Source organism: Rhizobium sp. 01N424 (assembly GCF_056399485.1).
This window is the reverse complement of record NZ_JBFTRK010000011.1, coordinates 15,445-36,719: the sequence shown is the minus strand read 5'-3', so window position 1 is coordinate 36,719 and position 21,275 is coordinate 15,445. Positions and strand designations below refer to the sequence as shown.

21 protein-coding genes and 3 pseudogenes are annotated in these 21,275 nt (G+C 55.9%); 10 read left to right on the top strand and 14 right to left on the bottom strand.

The genetic code is table 11. From position 1 onward, the window contains the following. Nucleotides 1-74: 74 nt before the first annotated feature. The 3 genes from AC1DNK_RS23580 to AC1DNK_RS23570 all read right to left on the bottom strand — a co-directional run bounded on the left by AC1DNK_RS23580 (nucleotide 75) and on the right by AC1DNK_RS23570 (nucleotide 1,084). Nucleotides 75-239, bottom strand: a complete 165-nt coding sequence (locus AC1DNK_RS23580) for a DUF982 domain-containing protein (protein WP_477943611.1) — start codon at nucleotides 237-239, stop codon at nucleotides 75-77. A 210-nt stretch (nucleotides 240-449) separates the two neighbouring features. Then, nucleotides 450-833 carry a hypothetical protein gene (locus AC1DNK_RS23575; RefSeq protein ID WP_477943610.1) on the bottom strand — a complete coding sequence of 128 codons (384 nt, stop codon included), beginning with the start codon at nucleotides 831-833 and terminating at the stop codon, nucleotides 450-452. A gap of 11 nt (nucleotides 834-844) precedes the next feature. Continuing rightward, nucleotides 845-1,084 (bottom strand): hypothetical protein, encoded by a 240-nt coding sequence (locus tag AC1DNK_RS23570; RefSeq protein ID WP_477943609.1) that lies wholly within the window; start codon nucleotides 1,082-1,084, stop codon nucleotides 845-847. 324 nt (nucleotides 1,085-1,408) lie between these two features. Here AC1DNK_RS23570 and AC1DNK_RS23565 point away from each other — a divergent pair, with 324 nt between their 5' ends. Beyond that, nucleotides 1,409-1,933, top strand: a complete 525-nt coding sequence (locus AC1DNK_RS23565; RefSeq protein WP_477943608.1) for a sigma-70 family RNA polymerase sigma factor — start codon at nucleotides 1,409-1,411, stop codon at nucleotides 1,931-1,933. Nucleotides 1,934-2,004: 71 nt separating this feature from the next. Here the strand turns inward: AC1DNK_RS23565 and AC1DNK_RS23560 are convergent, their stop codons facing one another. Both AC1DNK_RS23560 and AC1DNK_RS23555 read right to left on the bottom strand, forming a co-directional pair. Then, nucleotides 2,005-2,148, bottom strand: a complete 144-nt coding sequence (locus tag AC1DNK_RS23560) for a hypothetical protein (protein WP_162702755.1) — start codon at nucleotides 2,146-2,148, stop codon at nucleotides 2,005-2,007. Nucleotides 2,149-2,328: 180 nt separating this feature from the next. Further along, nucleotides 2,329-3,456, bottom strand: coding sequence for a flavin-containing monooxygenase (locus AC1DNK_RS23555; RefSeq protein WP_477943607.1), 1,128 nt, complete (start codon nucleotides 3,454-3,456; stop codon nucleotides 2,329-2,331). Nucleotides 3,457-3,599: 143 nt separating this feature from the next. Here AC1DNK_RS23555 and AC1DNK_RS23550 point away from each other — a divergent pair, with 143 nt between their 5' ends. Continuing rightward, nucleotides 3,600-4,640 (top strand): phosphatidylglycerol lysyltransferase domain-containing protein, encoded by a 1,041-nt coding sequence (locus tag AC1DNK_RS23550; RefSeq protein WP_477943606.1) that lies wholly within the window; start codon nucleotides 3,600-3,602, stop codon nucleotides 4,638-4,640. A gap of 70 nt (nucleotides 4,641-4,710) precedes the next feature. Here AC1DNK_RS23550 and AC1DNK_RS23545 read toward each other — a convergent pair whose 3' ends face one another. The 5 genes from AC1DNK_RS23545 to AC1DNK_RS23525 all read right to left on the bottom strand — a co-directional run bounded on the left by AC1DNK_RS23545 (nucleotide 4,711) and on the right by AC1DNK_RS23525 (nucleotide 7,555). Continuing rightward, nucleotides 4,711-5,400, bottom strand: coding sequence for an AprI/Inh family metalloprotease inhibitor (locus tag AC1DNK_RS23545; protein WP_477943605.1), 690 nt, complete (start codon nucleotides 5,398-5,400; stop codon nucleotides 4,711-4,713). Between the two features lie 401 nt (nucleotides 5,401-5,801). After that, nucleotides 5,802-6,008, bottom strand: a complete 207-nt coding sequence (locus tag AC1DNK_RS23540) for a hypothetical protein (protein ID WP_477943604.1) — start codon at nucleotides 6,006-6,008, stop codon at nucleotides 5,802-5,804. A gap of 192 nt (nucleotides 6,009-6,200) precedes the next feature. Then, nucleotides 6,201-6,572 carry a response regulator gene (locus AC1DNK_RS23535; protein ID WP_477943603.1) on the bottom strand — a complete coding sequence of 124 codons (372 nt, stop codon included), beginning with the start codon at nucleotides 6,570-6,572 and terminating at the stop codon, nucleotides 6,201-6,203. Nucleotides 6,573-6,833: 261 nt separating this feature from the next. Beyond that, nucleotides 6,834-6,977, bottom strand: a complete 144-nt coding sequence (locus AC1DNK_RS23530) for a DUF1127 domain-containing protein (RefSeq protein ID WP_477943602.1) — start codon at nucleotides 6,975-6,977, stop codon at nucleotides 6,834-6,836. A gap of 266 nt (nucleotides 6,978-7,243) precedes the next feature. Beyond that, complete coding sequence (locus tag AC1DNK_RS23525) at nucleotides 7,244-7,555, bottom strand: hypothetical protein (RefSeq protein ID WP_477943601.1); 312 nt, start codon at nucleotides 7,553-7,555, stop codon at nucleotides 7,244-7,246. Between the two features lie 122 nt (nucleotides 7,556-7,677). On the opposite strand from AC1DNK_RS23525, the gene AC1DNK_RS23520 reads away from it, so the two are divergent. From AC1DNK_RS23520 to AC1DNK_RS23500, 5 genes and pseudogenes are all read left to right on the top strand, one after another. Next, nucleotides 7,678-7,923, top strand: coding sequence for a DUF982 domain-containing protein (locus AC1DNK_RS23520; protein WP_477943600.1), 246 nt, complete (start codon nucleotides 7,678-7,680; stop codon nucleotides 7,921-7,923). A 62-nt stretch (nucleotides 7,924-7,985) separates the two neighbouring features. Next, on the top strand, nucleotides 7,986-8,240 hold the full coding sequence (locus AC1DNK_RS23515; RefSeq protein ID WP_477943599.1) for a hypothetical protein: 255 nt from the start codon (nucleotides 7,986-7,988) through the stop codon (nucleotides 8,238-8,240). A gap of 1,009 nt (nucleotides 8,241-9,249) precedes the next feature. Further along, nucleotides 9,250-9,942 carry a hypothetical protein gene (locus tag AC1DNK_RS23510; RefSeq protein ID WP_477943598.1) on the top strand — a complete coding sequence of 231 codons (693 nt, stop codon included), beginning with the start codon at nucleotides 9,250-9,252 and terminating at the stop codon, nucleotides 9,940-9,942. Beyond that, a pseudogene (locus AC1DNK_RS23505) lies at nucleotides 9,912-10,094 on the top strand (PAS domain-containing protein); the annotation flags it as partial. The gene AC1DNK_RS23510 and the pseudogene AC1DNK_RS23505, both read left to right, overlap by 31 nt. 153 nt (nucleotides 10,095-10,247) lie before the next feature. Further along, nucleotides 10,248-12,269, top strand: a pseudogene (locus tag AC1DNK_RS23500) (ATP-binding protein); the annotation flags it as partial. Nucleotides 12,270-12,444: 175 nt separating this feature from the next. Here AC1DNK_RS23500 and AC1DNK_RS23495 read toward each other — a convergent pair. After that, the gene (locus AC1DNK_RS23495) at nucleotides 12,445-12,951 is read right to left on the bottom strand and encodes a DUF1932 domain-containing protein (protein WP_477943748.1); all 507 of its coding nucleotides are present in this window, start codon (nucleotides 12,949-12,951) and stop codon (nucleotides 12,445-12,447) included. A gap of 147 nt (nucleotides 12,952-13,098) precedes the next feature. Further along, nucleotides 13,099-13,488, bottom strand: a pseudogene (locus tag AC1DNK_RS23490) (NAD(P)-binding domain-containing protein); the annotation flags it as partial. Between the two features lie 208 nt (nucleotides 13,489-13,696). Between AC1DNK_RS23490 and AC1DNK_RS23485 the strand changes: the two are divergent. Beyond that, nucleotides 13,697-14,584, top strand: a complete 888-nt coding sequence (locus AC1DNK_RS23485; RefSeq protein WP_477943597.1) for an adenylate/guanylate cyclase domain-containing protein — start codon at nucleotides 13,697-13,699, stop codon at nucleotides 14,582-14,584. A gap of 193 nt (nucleotides 14,585-14,777) precedes the next feature. Next, nucleotides 14,778-15,758 (top strand): L,D-transpeptidase family protein, encoded by a 981-nt coding sequence (locus tag AC1DNK_RS23480; RefSeq protein WP_477943747.1) that lies wholly within the window; start codon nucleotides 14,778-14,780, stop codon nucleotides 15,756-15,758. 149 nt (nucleotides 15,759-15,907) lie between these two features. On the opposite strand, the gene AC1DNK_RS23475 is transcribed toward AC1DNK_RS23480, so the two are convergent. Next, complete coding sequence (locus AC1DNK_RS23475; protein WP_477943596.1) at nucleotides 15,908-17,317, bottom strand: Dyp-type peroxidase; 1,410 nt, start codon at nucleotides 17,315-17,317, stop codon at nucleotides 15,908-15,910. Between the two features lie 1,254 nt (nucleotides 17,318-18,571). Here AC1DNK_RS23475 and AC1DNK_RS23470 point away from each other — a divergent pair. Continuing rightward, nucleotides 18,572-19,219, top strand: coding sequence for a cupin (locus tag AC1DNK_RS23470; protein WP_477943595.1), 648 nt, complete (start codon nucleotides 18,572-18,574; stop codon nucleotides 19,217-19,219). A 944-nt stretch (nucleotides 19,220-20,163) separates the two neighbouring features. Here the strand turns inward: AC1DNK_RS23470 and AC1DNK_RS23465 are convergent. Continuing rightward, nucleotides 20,164-20,541, bottom strand: coding sequence for a helix-turn-helix domain-containing protein (locus AC1DNK_RS23465; protein ID WP_477943594.1), 378 nt, complete (start codon nucleotides 20,539-20,541; stop codon nucleotides 20,164-20,166). Nucleotides 20,542-21,275 lie beyond the last annotated feature (734 nt).

Sequence of the window (21,275 nt, the reverse complement as noted above, 5' to 3'; positions counted from 1 at the left end):
CAACTCCCAAGCGGTCACTGCCATTGCATTCCGACCGACGATCCAACATACGACCCATCGGCCGGTGCCGCCAACTAATTTTGACATGGTACAATATCAGACATAAGACCGGTGTTGCGACGGCGATGAAACGCGAGACGCGCGTCTTCATGCAGTACCGTGTTGTCCATCGTTGCAGTGCAGATTGGCTGGGCGGCCCAAAGAGCCCTCCCAGAAGTGACAGGCCATCGCGAAATCACGAGCTTAAATGAGGGGCGAGATTATGCGCCGCTTGGATTGCTGGCGCCGCGCGTAAGCGCTGCTAACAGGCTCCGGGGCAATCGTCATCAGCCTACTGAAGTCGCAAATAGGATTAGGCAAATGATAGCAGGCTCTTAATGGACAGTTTGACGCGCCGTGAGGTAGTACGGCGAATGTTCTGCATTTCCAAGTTCACTTATGAACGAGCGTCAATGGCGGGTCGCTGACTGGGCCACCGCGACCGCCAATGCGATCACCATTTGCTCCTGCTCGAGAGGCTCTTTCAAAACGGGCACCTTGCCAAAACGCTGTAGCAGCTGCGGTTCGTCGTTTTCTGTTATCAAGACGAAGGGTATCCGATGAGCGAGCAGTCGATCAGCTAGGGAGACCACGCCTGCGAGTTGGACCCGGACACTGACAACAGCGGCATCGACGACCGCGTGATTGATAACTTCGATTGCTTCCGGCACATTCGGATAAGGACCTACGATTTCGCTTCCTTGATCTTCTAGGGAAAGCACTGTTTCGCTGGCCCGGTGATAATCGTCGTCGACGACAAGTACATGTTTGCCCAATAGGTCGCTAAAGGTCATCAACAATCCTCTCAAGAATATGACTGGATGTTATCGTTTGATGCAGAGGAAATGACTCCCATCGACCGATGCAGGTCGGCGGTGAGCGCCTCGCGAGTGTCGGCTCCGAAGGCGATCAAATTGAGGGCAATGGAAGCCGCCTGTTTGGCTAGCTGTGTTTCGAGCGAGTTACCTGTAGCCTCGGCCCATTCGGTGAAAACATCTTGAAAAAGCTGAAGCTGTTCTGCATCTGTGAGGTCATCGATTAACATGGTGTCGCCTTCTGTTGCGGGCGAGAGCGTGTTTCCTCTCTCAGTGGGCCCAGCCGGTGGCAGCGGCTGATCTTCAGGATACACCGAATTACCAGTTATCTAGCATGAATTGTCCGCTTCCGGACATGTTAGTCCCTTCGTGAAAGAGCCCCTTACATAGATCAGCCTATTATTTCACTCCCTAAGTTGTTACAATTCAAGCGTAATTGACCAATTCATATTTGTAGAAATGACGCGAGACAAAATAAATGCGTCCGCTATCGTACGGAATTCGTCGGGAACGTCCACGTAGGCATTGCGTTGTGGCTCTTTGGGAGATCATCAATGCTATACGTACCAGCAAGCACAGCACAGAGCCGCGAGATCGTTGAACTGATGCCGGCTCTACGGAAATTTGCTTACCGCTTTACGTCCAACGAAAACGACGCCGACGATCTCGTTCAAGAAGTGCTCAAGCGTGCCATTGAACATCTGCATCAATACTCTGCCGGAACGAGCATGAAATCCTGGATGTTCACCATTATGCGCAACCTTTACGCCACCCGATACAGGGCTGCGAAACGCGAGAGCTGCGGGCTGATTTCGGACGTGGCGTTGCAAGATGTGCCGGTGGCAGCCAGTCAGGACTGGAACATGCGGGCAATTGACGTAAATACCGCGCTGCTGCGTCTTTCCACCAACGAACGCGAGGCACTTATGCTTGTCTCCGCCGGTGTGTCTTATATTGAAGCAGCACACTCCGGCGGTTGCGAACTCGGGACCATAAAAAGTCGGGTTTCTCGTGCTCGCCACCACTTGGCCGACCTTTTGGGAGATGGCAGTGTGGTGGAAGCGACTGCAGCTTCGTGACAAGCAAGCAACGCAAGTGTTCACTCAACTGACGTAAAGGTCCGCCTCTCGCGCTCTTGGATCGCGTCAACTTACGCGACCCGTCTTCGCTCGGACTCCGCCTTAATCGCGGCGTCCTTCGCCATCTTTATCAAGTAGGCGACGAACGGTTGATCGCTGAGTTCGGCAAGTTTCTTGGCTGCTTCAAGATGATCGATCAGATGAGCCTGCGACATTCGAACCTCCATTTGCAAAATGCATATTCATATTTGCTAACGAACCTTAACCGAGGCTTAATACGCGAATTTCGTCCGCCGCCGGACAACTATAAGAGGTTGAAGGAGCAGCAGGCGCTGCCAGGCCACGGCAATCGATCCCGTTTTGAGGCAACAATAGGTCGGCGAAGTCTAGGTGAACTAACGATATCTTCGTGCGCGAATAGCATTGGCTATCTGACGGGACTCACGCCGCACATTGTGAAAATAGCTGATCAGGCCCGGTGTCATACCAACAAACCAAAGGCCCTCGTGGGGGTTGCTCTGCCGAATACTCACCCCTTCCGTTCCGTCCAAGGCGGGAATTAGGCTTCCGAGGCCCGCGCCGTATCCCGTGGCGGCAATTATGATCTCTGGATCGATGGATGTGCCGTCCGCAAGCGAGACCATCTCTCCCGAAAATCCCAAGACCTCCGGAACGACTTTCGTCCTCCCATCCCTTATCGAGCGGACTGCCCCGTCATCGACAGGAATGGCGATTTGTTCATTCGAGAGACGCGTCGCTGCACCCTTGTGGGCCGCTGGAAGTCCTGTGTCCGCCAGGCTTCCGAACGCCAAAAACTGCGTCAAGGCGATCGAAACGTCCGCGACCTTCGAGGGCAGCGAGGCGATCAAAGGTGACAATCGATGGACTGCAATTCCATGCAAACGTTTCGGTAGTATAATCGAGCCGCTACGAACAGACACCCACGTTTGGGCCGGACGAACCCTAGAAAGGTGGTTGAGGACGTCGAAGCCGGAATTGCCTCCGCCTATGACCAGAACCCGCTTTCCCTCGTACTGCTTGGCATCACCAAATTGGGATGAGTGGATCAGCAAGCCGCGGTAGGCGTCACCCCCTTGCAAATTCGGCATGACGGGGTAGCGGTCCCTGCCCGTCGCGATGACGACGTTCCGAGCCCGGATCGACGCGGCGTTGATTTGCATCGTGAAACAGTCTTTAGTTCGCCTAATATCTGAAACCGTCACACCGTGCTCAACCGACAGATCGTGCCGTCGCGCGAACTCCTGGAGATGAACCGCTACGTCTGTCCTTCGTGGAAAGGCCGGCGTTCCGCCGGGGTACTCCAAGTGCGGCAGGTGGGACACGCTCCTGTGTGTATTCAGAGACAACTGAGGATGGCGATCGAGCCAAGTTCGACCAATCTGATCATCTTTATCGAAGATACGCGCAGCTATACCTGCGCGTTTGAGCTCGTACGCGGCGGTCAGTCCCGAGAGTCCTCCCCCGACGATCACGGCCTTCTCGATTGTGTCATCGGATTCCATGACGCAACATCGCACGGCTGTGCCGAATAGCAACAGTGTTCGCCGAAAGCTCATGTAGAAGCCCCTAAAACAGTATTCGCGTTAGGTGATTCATGTTGCCTCTGGCACTGCTAGGATGCTGGCTGCCAGCGGGGGGATTCGACATGCCGGGTGTTCGCAGATTCATCGATTCAGTGTTCGATCGCCACGTTGCTAACCTTCCGAACACGCCCTATCCCAGCGAAGAAAAGCTCGATCTCTGTAGAAAACATGGAGATTTCTCCTTAGCTTATTCGACAGCGGTTCAGGGAAACCTGCGCCATTACGGCGATGATAGCGGATACTTGGCCTACGCCACCAAGATGGGCCACACCTTTGTCCTTGGTGATCCGGTGGCCGCCCCGATCGAAAGACGCAAATATATTGAAGGCTTTGTGAAAGCCGCAGGTCGCCCCTGTTTTGTTCAGATCGGAACGCAGACGGCTTCCGTGCTGGCTGGGCTCGGTTACCGCGTCAATCGCATGGGCGTGGACACCCGTCTCACTCTTGATACCCATGACTTCGCTGGCAAACGAAACGAGACCGTACGTTATTCTGAGCGCTGGCTTATCAAAAAAGGCTTCTCGATAGTAGAATGCGATGGGACGAAAACCACGCAAGAGCAGATCGAAGCCGTTTCAGAAGACTGGAGATCGGGTCGAATCGTCAACCGGCGGGAAATGTGCTTCCTCAACAGGCCTTTTTTAAGTGCCCTGTCACCAGACATGCGCCGCTTTCTCATCCTTGATCCGGACAACCGTCCTGTCGCAATCCTCGATTTCGATCCGCTCTTTAGTAATGGCTCCGTGACTGGATATACCGCCGCCTTCAAGCGGAAGTTCACGGGGACGACATCCCACGCCGAAATCGGGCTGACGAGGTTCGCGGCGGACCGCTTTCGGGAGGAAGGACGCGCTGTTGTGACATTGGGCCTCTCGCCTCTTGCGGCCATCGGGCGAAGCGGATTTTTGGAAAGTGGATTTTGGAGAAGCCTGTTCAAGCGTGCTTTCGACTCCCGTGCTGTGAATACCCATATTTTCAATCTCCAAGGTCAAGCCGCCTTCAAACGAAGGTTCCATGGCGACGAGGAACCGATGTACATCGCCTTCAAACGGCGGACGCCCTTAGAGATTCTTGCTCTTCTCCGGCTTCTTAAAACCCTCTAGGGACGCTTTTTGCGAGTTCAAAGCGGCATCCTGGGCGAGGCAATCGTCCCCGCGCCGTCCGGTTGTTGCGTTACTTCTTCTCACGTTGAAGCCGGTACTTCCCATCGTCGGTCACGAAGCCGTCGGCAGCTGGCATCCAGCCGTAAGACGATTCCTCTCCTGCAGAGAAGGACAGATAAATCTCGGAAATCTGCCAAAAGGTAATTTTGGTCTTTCGGACAGTGCCATTGCAGTCTTTGGAGAGTTCAAGGGCGTTGGCGTCGTCGTAGCCCGCCGCTGGTGTATCAAGTAGGGTGACATGGCATAGCGTCTTCCCTTTTCGATCCAAAAGAGCCCAAGTTCCGGAAACAGCCGTCTTGGTGGGTACTCTTTCCATTGTGCCTGGTTCTGGCACCAAGTAGACCGCCGGCTCGACCTCCAGCGGCGTGCGCCACGGTCCGCCCTCCTGTTCTTCGAAACCGAGTACGGATTTCCGGGTGGCATCGCGGAAGACGATGCCAGGTTCGGCAAAGTCCCATGCGGCAAGCATGTCATGATATGGCGGCCCGCACGGACTTTCTTCAGTTAATGCGTATCCACCGATCGTTTTGTCCTTTGACAGTTGCACTCTGCAACCGAGTGAACCATCGGCGGAAGCGATGAGCCAAGTCCCCGTAGTCGCCTGGACGATGTCGTCGCTGACCTGCGCCAGCGCCGGCGGAGCAAAAATACTGAGTGAGGCACTGACAATTGCCAGAGAAATACCTCGGAGCCCAAACATCAAAATCCCCCGTCGCCGTTGCGTCGATCGCAAATTGTCACGTTAGTACGACGCCGTACAGAGTGTACGTCTCTTCCGGGTGAGGATTGGCGGGCTAGCCAATAGGATGGATTTCGAGGATGCCAGGACGTTTCCCTAAACGGAAGGTCGAAACCTCACTCTGAACGACGTTTCTGAAACCTTACAGCTTTTGGGAGCTAGGTGTTGGTACCTGCTAAACCGGATGCCAGGACGGTGAAAAATGGATGCCTCAAAAATCCGCTTCCATCATCTTGCGGAGCTCGGTACCCTGCCGACGGAACTCCCGATCCGAAGAATGAGATCAACAGCCGGTTCTTTCATGGGTTGCCCCATGACAGGGGGAAGAGATTGATTAGCTGCGTTGGGGATCGCGCGAACCACTAACATTGCCGTGCCTCGCCCAAAGCAGCCAACAACTCGGTTTTGGTCGTATATCCGGCCTGCAAAAGGTCGAAGAGGCGCGATGCCAAGGAGCATCCCTCCAGGCTGTCCGGAGTGACGCGGTGCGTTGCACAGTACTCAGCCATGGCCTCGAATGCCGGGGTCACGTCATCATTGAACGAAATCGCGCGGAATAGCTCCGACATAGATCGCCCTCCCTGTTAGAGGGGCGAGAGCTCGTAAAACTCCCAAGCGGTCGCTGCCATTGCATTCCGACCGACGACCCAACATAGGCCGATCGGTGAGCACTGCCAATTAACTTTGACATCGTCCCTTGTCGGACGAACACCGCATCGGCGACCGATCGATCTGAGGCTGTCGACGGTCCACGCTCCCCCTCAGCAGATCGCCGTCATTTGCCGAATTTTATTTGCCACTTCAGTGGCCTTGTATGGCTTGGGAAAAAACTTTCCATCTATGTCAAACCCACTGCCCGCCAGGTCATGATGCCCAGACGTCAAAATGATCTTGATCGGCGGCCATCTGTCGCGAACGAAGGCGGCGAGCTTGAGCCCATCCATGCTGCCTGGCATATCGATGTCGGTGAACAAAGCGTGGATCTTAGGGTTCGCCTGAATTATAGCAATGGCTTCGTCCGCGTTAGACGCCTCGAACACAAGGAAGCCCTCGTCCTCAAGCTCACCGGCGATCGATATCCGCAGGAGTAGCTCGTCTTCTACGACAACCACGGCGATAGGTTTAATGTTCATGCCATTTCTTCTCTGTGAGATTACTTGGTAGGCAAACTCAACCGATTGTACGGTTGCGAACATAACTGTCCTCGATCTGTTTGGGTTCAAGTTGTCAATAAAAATAAAGATTTGTCTTTGCGTTGGAAGAATAGGTTGGGCCGCGCAAGGCATATCACCAGAAATTTCGGGATGACGAGAAGCCGACTTGATATTAGTGGACAATGAAAAAGCGCCCGCCGAATATCGGCAGGCGCTCCAGAATTGGCTGTCCGCTACCGGTTAGAGAGAGGCAGCACGTGCGATATTGCGGATCTCGCTGCGATCAATCCCGAGATCGTGGAGTTCGCGATTGGACATGCGGCCCAGTTCAGAGACCGTCTGACGATATTTGCGCCAGTTCTTCAGAGTGCGTGCTACGTTCATGATTAYCCCCTTTCGTGGGCTTTCGAAACACAGCTGCCAGTCCTTGGCGCTTCGTTTGTCTCGATGACCTTCATGTAATGGAGGTCAGGCTAATTTTGCAGCGCTAAGGCGCGATCCCAGCCATGCAGAAAGCGCATAACCTGACTAAAAAGTCATCAAGTCATCGCGTCATTTGAATCAACCGTGGCAGAAGATTTGCCGCCACTGCCTTCATATCGTTCCATGAGAACGGCAGCGTGCTGATCGCTCCTGCTTTGAGCGAAGCCCTAGCGACTGGAAACGTGGATTGCGCCGGCGTCGCCAAAAATGCGATGGAGGGTCGGTATCTGGTCGGCTCTGACCATGACCAAAACGATGATTTCGCCGCCGAGCGCAGCATCCATTCTAGCACCGTGGTGTACCGAGGGAGCATCGCCACCGTTTGGTATTATTCCCGAGCTGTTCGAGTGGCCGCCGGCTTCCACAAAAATATCGGCGCGGTCTAGCCCCGCGTGTTGGACCATATGTTCGATAGCGAGGTCGGCACCCTCGCGTGTCTGAAACGTTGCGGTAACGGTCTTTGTGCTGTTGTCCGACATAACGATCTCCATTCAATCATCTGTCTAAGGGCTGGCCGTCCCCAATGTTCCCTCCAGATCCGGAACGTATGCTCGCCGAACGTGTTACGGACTGAGATCGACATCGGAAACATCGGACTTTCATGATTTTGGCAGGCTGGTCCAAGATAGTTGTAGTGCAAATTAGACCGCGATCGGGTTTTATACCTGTTTCGAACATGCGGACCGCATTTGACCTTCTGATTTCGCAATGGCCAGTCACTTCCGGAAAGGCTTTCTGGGCCGCGCAGGAAATCTGCCTCGCAGCGATGGATCGCAGGGTGCCACACGAAGACGCGCGGCTTGCATTTATCGCCGCCGCGAAGGAAGCAAACATCGCTATGGACTGAGATTGCAGCGTAACCGGCCACCAGCAAGACTGGTGAAAACAAACCGCGGACTGGAGAATATCATGACGCTGATCGAGGTCATTAATCTGTGCCGCGAAGACTTGGCTGACGAGTCTATCGGAGTTCGCCGCAGCTGGGAGGATATGTTTCGGTACACTCTCAAACACTACCCGGAGCGAACCACCCTTGGCCAATTCAATCCGAACGATCTCGAAAGACGACTGCTGGCTTCCGGAGTGAATAGAGCCATCGTCAATGGCTACGTGATGCGATGGCGAGAGGTAATCGAGCGACATAGAAGCAGGACCGCCGAATAACCATTGGCCATCGCGTCTTCCTGACGATCGTCAGCCAGGTTCACGGCCCGCGTTGTGATCGCGCGATATTGCAAATGTAGCATACGAACTATACTGGTATCCGGTACCAGGCTACCAAGGGAGGTAAGCGTGGACAGTCTCCGCTAGAAAAATGCTCTTCTTTAAGAGGACGAGCCTATCATTGCCCTGATGTCGAGGAGATCTTAGGTGAGCTGGCTTTCGTGACGTCACGCATTTGGACACGTGCCATGAGGCAGTGACGTGGCTAGCCAACAACCGTCCCGATGTCGCGGTCATAGACGTGCGTCCCAAGGATGGCGACGCGAAATCCAGAACATTTGGTTTCGCACAGTTTGTCTCCAAGCTTGCCCAGCTGGAGGCGTTTTCAGACGCTATCCACGCACTGGCAATGGCAACGCCCACCGGACCCAAACTTGCGGTCTTTCGACCAGGCGACGCGCTTAAAGTATCAGAGCGCTGGGAACGGTTGAGCGCCTTGGTGCGGCTTCCGGCAGTGACGCCTGCACGTAGTTTCTCGACAAACTGCCCATGTGGGCCAGCATCTAGCGAGTTAACCACAGCCAGAACGTTGAAGACGCTGGTGGCATTTCGGAACGGCCAACGACACGAAGTCTCAATGTCGGCAGCGGCCGTGCTTCACCTCGTCGCCAGACTGCCTTGGGAACGGTCGGAACATCTCGACAAGGGTGGCTGACTGGCACCGGTTTCTTGCATACTGAAGTCGATGACGATCGCGGTTTTCGAGATCACTGCGGGCAATGATTAAGCCATGCGATCGCTGCCAGATGTCGACCAGTTCGATACTACCCGACCCCGAGAACGGTCGCAAACTGTGCGAGGAAGTTCGCTCAGGCGCCGTGGCGCAGGGCCGCCATCCGAAGCGTTGAGACTAAAAGCATCTTTGCATAAGCGGCCTTCTCAACGGCCCTGTCAGAGATTGGAGGTCTGTTCTATATAGCATAGACTTCGCGCGCATTTGGGAGTGAACGTGACGATCGACGACCTATCAGATACCCAGGACGAAACGCGTCTTGATGCGGCTTCGCTTTTTGCAGGCCCCGGGGAGGTTCGTTCACTGGCTAGAGCTGTTGATTGGGCGAAAACCAGGTTGGGTCCGACAACACGTTGGTCGCCAGCGTTGCGCTTAATGGCGCGGTCTATATTCGACTCTCCTTTCCCCATCTGCCTTTGGTCGGGTCCGGACTATGCTCTTATCTACAATGATCCGTATCGACGCATCCTAGCTGCGAAACATCCCGCGGCCCTCGGCCAGCCCGGCTCCATGGTCTGGGCAGAGATTTGGGACGAGCTTCAACCCCAGTTCAACAGCGTTCGCGCGGGAGGCGCCCCACTCTATTTCGAGGACGCACCGTTTGAGATGGCGCGTCTCGAAGGTGGCGGAACTGAGACTGCCTGGTTCAACTACTCACTGTCGGCCTTGCGCGACGAGAACGGTAGCGTCGCAGCTGTCCTCAATATCACCCCTGAAACGACGGTCCGTGTGCTGCTCGAACGGCGTCTTAACGGCGAGCAAATGGCACTTGCGGCCAGCGAGGAGCGCCTTCGCCTTGCCGTCGCCAACGCTGACGTTGGCCTTTGGGATGTTGATTTGGTGGAAAACATCCTGATCTGGCCCCCCGCACGAAAGCGATGTTCGGCATTTCGCCCGAAGTCGGGGTGAACATGGACGATTTCTACAACGGGCTGCATCCCGACGACCGGGACGCGACTACGGCGGCTTTCCTCGCTGCCGCCGATCCTTTTCGCAGAGCTTTGTACGACGTTGAATATCGCACGATCGGAAAAGAAGACGGCATTGAGCGATGGATTGCCGCGAAGGGGCGTGGCGCGTTCGATGCGGCCGGCCGCTGTTTGCGGGTGACCGGGACAGCCCTGGAGATCACGGCAAGAAAGTCCTCGGAGATCCGACGTAACGCTCTTGTCGATCTGACCAACGCCATCCGCGATCTTGAGCAACCTGCTGATATCGCGTATGCCGCCGCACAAGTTCTCGGGCAAACGCTCGGCAGCAGCCGGGTCGGGTATTCCGCGGTAGATCCCGACACGGAGACACTCCATACAGATCGCGACTGGACCGCGATGGGTGTCGAATCGCTCTCCGGCACAGTGCCACTGCGCGCGTACGGAACCTTCGTCGATAGTCTCAAGCTCGGCGAGTTTACTGTCATTAATAACACAAGAACCGATTCCAGGACGGCCGGTGCGGCCGCTCACGCCTTGGAACGAAAAAGCACGCGGGCGTTCGTCAACGTGCCCGTGCTTGAACAAGGTAAGCTCGTGGCAGTCTTTTTCGTCAACCATGGAGAAAAGCGCAACTGGAGCGATGGAGAACTCGCTCTGATCAAGGAATTCGCGGAGCGCACCCGGATCGCCGTTGAGCGGGCGCGCGGCGTTCACGCGTTGCGGGAAAGCGAAACGCGTCTTCGAGAGCTCAACGAGACACTCGAGGCTCAAGTCGAGGCCCGGTCCGCAGAACGTGATCGGTTGTGGAATCTCTCACAGGACATGCTGGCAAGGGCTGACTATAGCGGGATGATGTCGGCGGTTAGTCCTGCTTGGAAACTGGTACTGGGATGGAGCGAGCAAGAGCTTCTCTCCCGAGGCTATGCCACTTTCATGCATCCTGAGGACGAGCCACCGACGATAGAGGCGATAGGCCGCATGGCAATGACTCGTCAGCCGACCCGTTTCGAAAACCGCATCGCCACAAGCGATGGCGGCTGGAAGCATATCGAGTGGACAGTCGCCCCGGAATTGGACGGCGTGAACTTTATCGCTGTCGGACGCGACCTCACTCACGTGAAGGAGCGTGAAGCCGAATTGGAGCAGGCTCAGGAAGCGCTAAGGCAAAGTCAGAAGATGGAAGCCGTCGGACAGCTTACTGGTGGCCTCGCCCACGACTTCAACAACTTGCTGGCAGGTATCTCGGGCTCCCTCGACCTGATGCAGACCCGGATCGAGCAGGGCCGGTTTGCCGAACTCGAGCGCTATATGACGGGCGCGCAGGGTGCAGCGAAGAGGGCTGCCGCGCTTACTCACCGCCTATTGGCTTTTTCCAGGCGACAGACGCTGGAGCCGAAATCAACGAATGTCGACCGGCTCGTGGTGAATATGGAGGACTTGGTTCGCCGCACGGTTGGTCCTCAGACGGCTGTGGAGTTCCATGCCACCGAAGGTCTTTGGCCAACACTGGTCGATCCCAACCAGCTCGAGAACGCGCTCCTCAACCTCTGCATCAACGCTCGCGACGCGATGCCTGATGGCGGCCTGATATCAATTGAGACGGGCAACCGAACGATCGACCGGGCGGCAGGGAGCCTGCGGGAAATACCTGCCGGAGATTATGTGTCACTGGCCGTATCGGACAACGGCGTAGGCATGACATCCGAAGTGGCAAAGCGTGCGTTCGAACCATTTTACACGACAAAGCCTATTGGCCTCGGCACGGGGTTGGGTCTGTCGATGATCCACGGCTTCGTGAACCAGTCCGGCGGCCACGTCAGGATTCACTCCGCGGTCGGGCGAGGGACCACCGTTACGATATTCCTGCCTCGTCACGCGACTGCGGAAGACATTCCCGCCACCGCAGAGGCCGAACTTAGCGACTTCCAGTCCGAAAATGGACAGACCGTACTGGTGATTGACGACGAGGCATTGGTCCGCATGCTGGTCGTCGATGTACTCGAGGACGCCGGTTATCGCACGTTGGAAGCCGGTGACGGTCCGGAAGGATTGAAGATACTGCGCTCGGACGTGAGGATTGATCTCCTGATCACAGACGTCGGACTACCGAACGGAATGAACGGCCGGCAGGTCGCCGACGCGGCGCGTGAGCTTCGCCCCGAACTCAAAGTCATGTTTGTGACTGGCTATGCCGAAACGGCAGTTCTCGGGAACGGTCATCTCGAACCGGGCATGCAGGTCATCACCAAGCCTTTCGACATAGGCACACTCACGAAGCGGGTACAGGAATTGATAAAGTCCTGATTTGGGGCGAAATCTTCTTTGGACAGGCGATGACTCGCTGTTGAGAGCCTACCATCCGTCTCCAACGCGGACGACGCCCTGCCAGCCGACCTCGCAAAACATACTGCGGCCATTGCCATCGGCGTCGAGATCGATGACGCGATCAACGACAACTGATTGGGATCGACCGCATCTATCAATTCTCCGAAGCCCTGGCGCGACCCGGGATACTGGTAACAGTCGCCGAGACAGGGTCGCTGGCCGGGAAACTGTCTTCGAGCCCCTCCTCTAGTTCGTCTTCCAATTCCGCATGATCCTGCCGTTCCCGAGCGCTTGGAACGGCTTCGAGGCCCTTGCTGCCGGCATCGAAATTCCCATTGCTGAGTGCATCGTAGCGATTGATACTGCCGTGGGCTGATCCCGTCTCCAGCATTTCGGATAAAGCCGCCGCCAGGACCTGGTCACCCGAATTGTCGACCGCCATCTTCTGAAACACGCCCGCTATCCCAGCAAATACACTTGCACCGGGCGCATTCGTTCCAAGGAAGGCGGCGATCTCCTCCATCTCTGCCACCCAGCGGTATGCTTTCGGATACATGTCAGGAATGCTCGTCGAAAGCTTCGCCAAAAGTTGGGGCTGGCTTTCTGCCAGTTCGGACATCAGCGCCTTATCAGCTCCGCTCTTTGCTGCAGCCAAGAGCATCGCGGTCGCCAGTCCAATCAAGCCTTTGTTGATGCCCGCGTAGCTCATTTTCAGGGCGGAGGCCGCGCCCAAGCCGCTTTCCAGCAAATGAGCATCGAGGCCGTATTCGACGAGCACTGGGACGACCTGCCCAGCTCCGCCGCTGACATAAAGGCGTGGGCCGCGCTTGCCCGGCTCCGGCGGCCCACCGATGATACAGCCATCCAGTACCATTATACCGCTTTCATCGAAAGCATCTGCAACCTTGGCCACGGTCTCTGGCGAGACGGCGTTGCAGTCAACAAAGACGCAGGCAGAGTTCTCGGCGCGCGCTAGCCTGCCTATATGTTCGGCTACGGCCAATGCCTGTGAGGGCGGAACGATGGACAGAATGATGTCCGACGTCAGCAATGCTTTTAGATCGATGTCCTTGACCCCTGAGGCCGTCGTCCGTTCTCGTGTTTGAGCCGAGCGTCCTTCAAGGTGAGTGACGATCTCTGCGCCCGAGCGGAGCAGTGTCCTCGCCACCGCACTGCCCATCGCGCCCATCCCAATCACTGCGATCTTCGTCACGGCATCTCTCCAGCGTTCTTGTTCACCTTGAAACTAGAGGCGCCAGAGTTCGGTGCAAGCGCGGGCCACCGGTCTTGTCCTCGAAAGGCAAACATTCGTTTCAAGGCAAAGATCGCCGTTGCACCATGTCGCGGAACAACCTCGTCAGATTGCACATTCTATTGAAAACACAAACCGTCGGATCGGATCGATCTTGGAAGCACCACCCCTGCAACGAAAACTCGCCGCGATTCTGGCTGCGGACGTCGAGGGTTACTCACGTCTAATGCACGTCAACGAAGAGCAAACCCTTGCTATACTCACAAGCCACCGGACAGTGGTCGACGGTCTGATTGAAAGTGCGAACGGCCAGATATTCGGAACGGCCGGCGACAGTGTCCTTGCCGAATTTCCAAGCGTCGTTCAGGCTTTCAACTGCGCGATAGCAATTCAGCTTGCCATCGGCCGCGCGAACGCCGATGAGGCGCCAGATCATCAGATGAATTTTCGCATTGGCATCAACATCGGAGACGTAATGGTCAAGGATGGAGACATTTTTGGCGATGGTGTCAACATCGCGGCGCGCCTTGAGGGCTTAGCCGAGATTGGCGGAATCTGTGTGACGCGGGGCGTTCGCGATCACCTGCGCGATCGGGTCGCTGCCAAATTTGAGGATATGGGCGAACATAGCGTCAAGAACATTCCTCGGCCGGTTCGCGTATTTAAGGTCTTGTTTGACCCGGACTACGACCCCATGCTGTCAGTGCCCAAATCTATCGACTCGCCGTCGAAGGACGCGACATTGGTCGTTGAGGGCGACGCCGCTGAGGTGGCATTCTGGGAGTCGATCCGGGAGGACGATGATGGTGCAGAGCTTCGCATCTATCTTGAGCGCTATCCAAACGGAACCTTTGCCGACCTCGCCCGGACACGCCTTGATCGTGGCCCGGCGACCAGCGAGGATCCCGCGGTGGAGGTGTCGTTTTGGGAAAGCGTTCGCGACAGCGGCAATCCGGCAATGATTGAAGCCTATCTTCAACGTTATCCGGCGGGAAAATTTGTAAGCCTTGCTGAGATCATTGTAGGTCAGAAGTCGCAGTAAGGACAAAGGCTCGGTTGCTCGATGGGCATCATGCGAGGAACGATCGAGATGACGTATGGTCGCTTCAAGAACCATATCGCTCCTCAAAAGCTCGCCTTTCTGTCGGAGCCGGCAGCGAACGCAAGCATTCGCCAAGGCAGTGATCGCGCGCGTCGATGGAACATCAGGCAGGTTGGCAGCATTAGGCGGAATGATGAAAACATTCCTTCTCAGCTCCGTCATCTCCCTCGCATCGATGGGAGCAGCTCACGCTCAAGGTTTATCGCCCGAGGCGATCAATAATGCCGATCTCTCAACTCTCTTGTCTGAGGAGAACAACAAAAGCCCACGAAACGCCCAGCCAGATCCCGTGATCATTCACCTTCAGGTGTTGCTAGATCGTGCTGGCGCGTCCCCGGGGGTCATTGACGGACTGGATGGCGCAAACGTTCGGAAAGCGATCTCGGGCTTCGAAATGCTGCAGGGACTTCCCGTCGATGGAAAGTTGGACGCTGACATAGTAGCGCAACTGTCCGACGACAAGCACGTCGTCGGGCCCTACATTATTGCCCCCGATGACGGCGACGACATCGTTGCGGAGATTCCGAAAGACTACGCCGATCAGGCAAAAATGGCCCATCTTGGCTATACCAGCATCGCCGAAAAATTGGCTGAGCGCTTCCATATGGACGTCGACCTGATCTATGCGCTGAACCCGACTGCGCAATTTGTCCCGGGCGAAACGCTGTCCGTAGCCGTGATCGGCGCTCCCCGGACAGGAAACGTCAAGCGGATTGAGGCGCATCGCAAGGCAGGCGAGCTTGTTGCCTACGATGAGAACAACAAAGTCCTGGCCGTCTATCCCGCGACAATTGGCAGCGAGGACAATCCCTCCCCCTCGGGCAAGCACAAGGTCAACGGTGTGGCGCGCAATCCGCCATATGTCTACAATCCCAAAATCAACTTTCAGCAAGGCAAGAACAAGACAAAACTCACGCTTCCGAGCGGTCCTAACAACCCGGTAGGCACCGTCTGGATCGATCTTTCGGAACCGACCTACGGCATCCACGGCACGCCAGAACCGTCATTGATCGATAAGGCCGGATCTCACGGTTGCGTCCGGCTTACGAATTGGGACGTCGAAGAGCTGAGCAGCATGGTCAAACCCGGGGTCATTGTCGAGTTTGACCGGTAGAATGTTGCGGACGTTTATGCCGCGGCCCGGGACACCTAGCTTGAATACGCCTCTTCTGAGCCTGCCTTCAGCTGTGCTGAGCGCCTTCACAGACCGCGGGCAGGCGTGGTGAAAAAAGGAGGCCAGCGATGACTGCTGACCTCCTCACCTCACAGCGCCCTAAGGAAGGCCAGTGACGGCATAAAGAAGTATTCGCCACCCTTCATGGTGACGGCTCGCGGCATAGCCGGTGTCGTTATCATGGAAGCGGGATTTCCCCACTCAGTCGCTCCCTCCATGTCTGGGCGTAGGCCATCACTCGGCATCTGGCCGATAACGGGGTCGACACCGGGCGAAGGAAAACCGGCCGGCACACGTGGGAAACCCGGGTTGTTCGCCCAGTTCTTTTGCGTGAACTCGAACTGGTTGCCGATATCGCTGTTAAAGGCCATAAACAGAAGGCCGACGTTTTTGTCCGGCTTGTTGTCAATCCGGCCGTCATTCGGATTGTCAGTCCTGACGCCATAGGTCTGGCCGCGTCGCGCCATAAGGTGCTTGCGTTCGCCATCCTGATCTTCGAACCCGCCCGACCCACGTGGATTGGTTTTCCTGATATGTCCGGAGAACGGACACTTCGCGCCGCTCTTGTCGCTGAAATAGTTGAAGTTGTTGGGCACCGGAGATTCAACTCCGTCTTCGAACTGCATGGTGACGGGGGTGCCGTCCTCGAAGCGGCCGACAACCATGGCTCCCGCGATCTCGTTTTCTGCACCGAAGAGCCGAACGGCCAGCTTCTCCTCTTCCTCCTTGAAGAGCCGAACATTTTGCTCGAGTTTGCGATAAATGAAGTAGCTTCCAAAATGCACGGTTGGATCGGGGGCCGCCGGATCAGCGACGATGACCTGGCCAAGCGGGAAGTCGGGGTTCCAGTTTGCGGTCCCATCGGTCCCGTTCTCCTCGCCCTCGATATCTTCTGTGAGGAAGAGCGGCTGGCTGCGGCCATCGACATAGCCGAAATGCTCGATCCCTTGGCCGTTGTTGTTGTGCAGGCCCAACCCATCCTGCGAGCCGACAATTTTGACGCCATAGGAGCTGTTGATCAGGCTGACAACTTGGTCGTGCGCAGCAACTTTCGTCTCGTTGAGCATATCTCCGACAAGGACAACCGCGTGAATGTCATCGCCAAAGTACGGGTCCCAGGTACTGGCATCGGGATCGTTTAGCTCGGACATCTGCATCCCGCTCCCAAAGAGACTGTCGCCCGGCGTCTGGGTTATTCCGAGTTTGTCGTAACCTTTCTTTGTCAGACCAACGCCGACATAGGGTGTTCCAGCCACAGGCGGCGTTGACTTGAACGCCTCGATTTCGTCCAGGTGTTGCTTGGCCGATTTCATCATCGAATTCGATAAAGTCTTGAGAAAGTGCTTCGAACCTGCTTGATCTTCGAATTGGAGAAAGAGTAGGGTCAAAAACTCCCGAACGTGAGCTTTTATGATGTTGGGTTGTAGACTATCCAGCATAGTTGCATCGTCGGGTGTTGCATTCTTCCAGGATATAGACGTGTTCAACGTTACTGACATCTTGCGCTCCTCCATTAGAGACGGAGCATGGAGGCTCTGACCATGTATTAGAGTCAACGCAACTATGATTTCTGGGTTTATATTTTCGAGTTGCGGTGAGCGTAAAAACCTCCCCCCTCGAAATTTAGGGGAATTTGACCTGATCTGGATCAAATTCGCGGCGTTGTCCCAGGGACCTTTTAGGCTGTCGCACGGGCATCGGCGCAAATCCGGACACCGAGATAGTGTTCAATCTACCTCCGCAGGCAGGTCTTTACGCACTTCGACCCAGCCCGCGAAAAAGGGTTTGATGTCCTCTGCCTGTTCCACGGGGCGCTTCATCGCCGCAAAATGACCTCCCTCGGCATGGTCTCTCCATCGCACAACCTTAAAGACGCGTTCCACCCATGAACGCGGAGGCATGGGCAACTCCTTTGCAAAATGCGATATGGCGCCGGCCATAGTGATCCGCTGGCGGTTGGAAAGTCAAAGGATGTCCCCGGCTCTCCTTGTAAAGCCGCAATGACATTCCAGCGACGCACATGGAATCTCGGTCAGCAGCGTGTCCATATTGAACGTCTTTAGGAAAGGTTTGGGCGTCCTCTTATTCATTACATTGACGATGTTTGGGCTGTGGTTCCTGAGAAAGTTTTGGCGCGATCCTATCGAAACTTTCGAAGCAACTCTTTTTGCCGAATGTTCGTCGACCGGTCCCGCAAGGAACCAATACAGGTCAACCCGCGTTTATGAAGTGCCGGCTTGTTCCTCTGCCGGCTATGTCCACTCCCGCCACTCGCCCCGCCGCAAGCGGGGCTTTCTTTTGAATTGCTTATAGTGACGACCGATGGCCGTCTGGTCGATCCCGGCAAACCGCGCTAGGCCGGTGCACTCCAGGGATTGGATCTACGTCGGTGACCTAGATATTACGGTTTGCACTTGCCCCTTCGCGATATGGGTGCGCTCCCGTTCTAAAATCCTACTAGAACGCTAACAACTTGAGGAGCCCGCCTGGTGCATCGACAGCACAAGCGAAGCCTCGCCAAGGACCTCGACGTGGGAACCTTCACGCGACATGTTGCATTGTCACAATATGGGAGTGATGGAGGAGAGCATGAGCGAACGTACAGCCGGATATCTGATCGCAGCTGAGGTCAGTGGATTGTTCTGGATCGCAGCCGCCGTTGCAGCGTGGAACCTTTTTTGAACGTCACCACGGGGCAAAGCGGCGACAGCCATTGCAAGGTTGTGATCAGCCACGGAGGCCGGAGGCAGCAAGTGGACATCGAAAAACTGATCTTCGACGCGAGCGCGTGGGTTCCCAACAACCCTTCCCTTCCCGTTTTGCTTTATCGTGGCGTCTTCATCACAAAGGATGGATCGGACGAGTTTGCGAAACTGTTTGCTTCGCATGGTTGGACGGGACTTTGGCGGAACGGTGTGTTTGACTACCAGCATTATCATTCGGGTGCGCATGAGGTGCTAGGTGTCGGCAAAGGCCATGCCAAGCTGCTGATCGGCGGGCCTGACGGGAACGAAATCGACTTGAGCGCTGGAGATTGTATTCTTCTCCCGGCCGGCACAGGCCACATGCGGATTGATGCTAGTGACGATTTCGAGGTAGTCGGCGCATATCCCCGTGGACAAGAAGCTGACATCCAAGCTTCACCTCCTTCAAAGGCAGTTTGCGCCCGGATAGCCCAGCTACATCTGCCCGAGACTGACCCCGTGCAAGGCACCAGCGGCCCCGCTGTCGTCGCATGGTCACGGCCAATCTCGGTGGTTGGATGCCCGAAACTCCTTACTCCGAGGCTGTTTTCAGGACCGAACGTCGCCAGGTCTGGTCGGCTTGGAAAGTTCCGATCGTTAGCACATCCAAGGATTTCAATGGGCGTCGGCAACCCCCTGGCCTTTACGAATGCTTGACACTTGGAAGCTATCGTCCGAGAGCGCGATAGGTAGTGCGTTCGCGTTTCTCTTCTTAGGGTTCAGCATGACATCCCCCGCGATCTCTTTGTCTGCCGCGATCTTGATTTTAGCCCTTCTGGTGGCTGCAAACCCCTTCGGCCACGATCTTGTTGACCCGCAGACGACAGCAAGCATTGAGACCCACTGAACCCCCATTTTTATTGTTCGATAGGCGGCGGTGGTCGGGTGCTATCTAGTTGCTCGCCCAGTCAACAATTCGAATTTCGAACCAATCGGTGTCCAATTTTTAGGGAGTATCGTCTCAAAAATTGGTGAAGTGGCGTCTCTGCATCTCGGTATGTCTTACAGAATGAGAACCTTACCAGCTGTTCGAAATTGTTGGATCTGGGAAGATTGAGCCACAGCCAAGGGCGCTCTGCCGGTCCAGCCCATATCTGGGGATTGGACCGAGCCGCATAAAGGTTTCCTAGCACGAACCTGCAGCGAGTGCGACAAAATGAACTCGATAACTAGGACCGGCTGCACCCGTGCTCAAGCTGCGCGTAGCGCGTTAACGAGCAAACTGGGATACCTGGCCATCGCCGCGCTGGCGATGTTGGTGTGGGCTAGCGAAGAAGCCCCGCTGTCTACCGAACACCTAGCCATGAGAGACGCTGCGGTCCATCAGAATCTGCACTGAAGGAATCAAATGGGTGTGCGGCCATGGGGCTTGTCTACGCCCTTCAGGGCGCCAGCAACAGGGTATGCCTATCGTCGGTACTAGGTCTCCGAGAAAGCCGACGATAATTACCGTAGACATATTTAAAGGCTGGCAGTGGATTTTAATGGCGTCCTACTGGAGACCGAGAGGCAGACGGGATGGTCGATTTGGTCAATCTGGGCGACTGCGCCCGGCGAGGCCAACGCCGGCCTCCCCGGTAACAAATCAAACCATCCGCCAATCAGTCGTCGCCTTCACCTTCGTCTCCTCCAGTGGATTGAAGCAATCTGAAGACCGCGTCTTGAACCTTGTCCGGCGATGCCGCGAAATATCTCAGAAGACGCTGGCCCCGTTTGGTCATGGCCAAGTCTGTAGACTTCGGACGTAGCGGTACCTCCTCGGCCGTACCTTTCCCCGATCCCTCTTCCACGAAATAGAGGATCGAAACCCCGAAGAGGGCGGCGACGTTGTTGAGCGTCGTGGCTGCAATGCGGTTTGCGCCCCGCTCATATTTTTGAACCTGTTGAAATGTGATCCCCAGATGGTCGGCTACGACTGTCTGACTTAACCCAGCAGAAAGGCGCGCGACCCGCAGGCGCACTCCGATGAGGGCATCCATGTCGGTTACGCGGCGTGGGTTATGGTCTGGATTGCTGACGTTAGCGATGTCGCGGCTCCCATTGGTTGAGAAAAGCCAACTCTATCATTCGGCCCTGATTATGCGAGAGGTTTTGGTCGGAAGTCTTCCTTTTAGCCGGCTGCCAGACGTTGACAGGCGTAGGCTCCTCCTCAAGTCAGCCAACGCTCGGCCGCCCCAGCGCTGCTTCCAAGCGACCTGTTGAAGGCGACGGCTGCAGCCGGCGTAATCCTTATGACGTTCACAACGAGTTCGATCGGTTCGAGATAGTTCGACGATTGCAAGAGTTCCGCCTGTCACCACGCAATTCCATCGCTTGGCGAGTTGCAAAATCGCGTGAACCTTCCGAGGGCGCTTGTTGCGCAGACAAGGACGGCACCCCCTATTGACCCGACGCCATTGATCAAGTCATCGATGATGCGCGGCGTTGCCTCGGCATTTTCGCGCTGGATCGTTTCAGGCGACCTGACTGAACCCGCACGCAGCTACGGCCACGAGCGGAAAAATCGGCTGGCCGGCGCTTCGTTCGGTCCGGTCCCGATGCCTTGGCTTCGTTGAGGAATGCCGGAAGCAAAGAGATGCGGCCATCAAACTGGCCTAGACAAAAAAAGCCCGTCGCATTCCGGTGCGACGGGCTTTTGGCATATAGGGGTTTCGATCATCTTATTCTACTTCCCCGACCCAGTGATGAATAAGGAGATCCGCAGTTAATACAA

What these genes read in the sequence shown, in the direction of transcription:
- AC1DNK_RS23575 (WP_477943610.1), bottom strand. Translation starts at nt 833, where the DNA reads ATGACCTTTAGCGACCTATTGGGCAAACATGTACTTGTCGTCGACGAC.
- AC1DNK_RS23570 (WP_477943609.1), bottom strand. Translation starts at nt 1,084, where the DNA reads ATGTTAATCGATGACCTCACAGATGCAGAACAGCTTCAGCTTTTTCAA.
- AC1DNK_RS23565 (WP_477943608.1), top strand. Translation starts at nt 1,409, where the DNA reads ATGCTATACGTACCAGCAAGCACAGCACAGAGCCGCGAGATCGTTGAA.
- AC1DNK_RS23560 (WP_162702755.1), bottom strand. Translation starts at nt 2,148, where the DNA reads ATGTCGCAGGCTCATCTGATCGATCATCTTGAAGCAGCCAAGAAACTT.
- AC1DNK_RS23555 (WP_477943607.1), bottom strand. Translation starts at nt 3,456, where the DNA reads ATGGAATCCGATGACACAATCGAGAAGGCCGTGATCGTCGGGGGAGGA.
- AC1DNK_RS23550 (WP_477943606.1), top strand. Translation starts at nt 3,600, where the DNA reads ATGCCGGGTGTTCGCAGATTCATCGATTCAGTGTTCGATCGCCACGTT.
- AC1DNK_RS23545 (WP_477943605.1), bottom strand. Translation starts at nt 5,400, where the DNA reads ATGTTTGGGCTCCGAGGTATTTCTCTGGCAATTGTCAGTGCCTCACTC.
- AC1DNK_RS23540 (WP_477943604.1), bottom strand. Translation starts at nt 6,008, where the DNA reads ATGTCGGAGCTATTCCGCGCGATTTCGTTCAATGATGACGTGACCCCG.
- AC1DNK_RS23535 (WP_477943603.1), bottom strand. Translation starts at nt 6,572, where the DNA reads ATGAACATTAAACCTATCGCCGTGGTTGTCGTAGAAGACGAGCTACTC.
- AC1DNK_RS23530 (WP_477943602.1), bottom strand. Translation starts at nt 6,977, where the DNA reads ATGAACGTAGCACGCACTCTGAAGAACTGGCGCAAATATCGTCAGACG.
- AC1DNK_RS23525 (WP_477943601.1), bottom strand. Translation starts at nt 7,555, where the DNA reads ATGTCGGACAACAGCACAAAGACCGTTACCGCAACGTTTCAGACACGC.
- AC1DNK_RS23520 (WP_477943600.1), top strand. Translation starts at nt 7,678, where the DNA reads ATGATTTTGGCAGGCTGGTCCAAGATAGTTGTAGTGCAAATTAGACCG.
- AC1DNK_RS23515 (WP_477943599.1), top strand. Translation starts at nt 7,986, where the DNA reads ATGACGCTGATCGAGGTCATTAATCTGTGCCGCGAAGACTTGGCTGAC.
- AC1DNK_RS23495 (WP_477943748.1), bottom strand. Translation starts at nt 12,951, where the DNA reads ATGCTCTTGGCTGCAGCAAAGAGCGGAGCTGATAAGGCGCTGATGTCC.
- AC1DNK_RS23480 (WP_477943747.1), top strand. Translation starts at nt 14,778, where the DNA reads ATGAAAACATTCCTTCTCAGCTCCGTCATCTCCCTCGCATCGATGGGA.
- AC1DNK_RS23475 (WP_477943596.1), bottom strand. Translation starts at nt 17,317, where the DNA reads ATGTCAGTAACGTTGAACACGTCTATATCCTGGAAGAATGCAACACCC.
- AC1DNK_RS23465 (WP_477943594.1), bottom strand. Translation starts at nt 20,541, where the DNA reads ATGGATGCCCTCATCGGAGTGCGCCTGCGGGTCGCGCGCCTTTCTGCT.